Raw genomic sequence first — 468 nt, 5'->3', positions numbered from 1 at the left:
AAGCCTCGCCGCGATGTCGCCGCCGAGATCACGAACCTGATCATCGAGAAACTCGAAGCCGGCGTGCTGCCGTGGTCTCGCCCGTGGGGCCTGACCGGTGCCGGCGGTCGACCGCTGCGACATTGCGGAACGCCGTACACCGGAATCAACAACCTCTACCTCTGGGCGATCGGCGACGCCTGCGGCTACTCGGCGCGAACCTGGATGACCTACCGTCAGGCCGAGGAGCTGGGTGGCCAGGTCCGCCGTGGCGAACACGGCTCGCACAGCGTCTACTTCTCGAGCTTCTCCAAGACCGAGACAGACCGGGTGACCGGCGAAGAGGCGAACAAGAGCGTTCGCTTCCTGCGCTCGTACACCGTCTTCAACGTCGACCAGATCGACGGACTACCGGTCTATTACTATCCGGTCTCTGCTCCGCCCGAACCGCGGATCGAAAGCGTGCATCGGGCCGCTATCGACGGGTTC

Annotated in this window: 1 protein-coding gene; it reads left to right on the top strand. The window is 64.5% G+C overall.

From position 1 onward, the window contains the following. A partial coding sequence (locus AACY52_RS30785) for an ArdC-like ssDNA-binding domain-containing protein (protein ID WP_339561460.1) occupies positions 1 to 468 on the top strand: 468 nt, incomplete at both ends.

Origin of the sequence: Pseudomonas sp. EA_65y_Pfl1_P113 (assembly GCF_963970525.1) — a bacterium.
Lineage (GTDB): Bacteria > Pseudomonadota > Gammaproteobacteria > Pseudomonadales > Pseudomonadaceae > Aquipseudomonas > Aquipseudomonas tritici.
The sequence above is the reverse complement of the archived record's forward strand: the minus strand, read 5'-3'. Positions and strand labels throughout refer to the sequence as shown.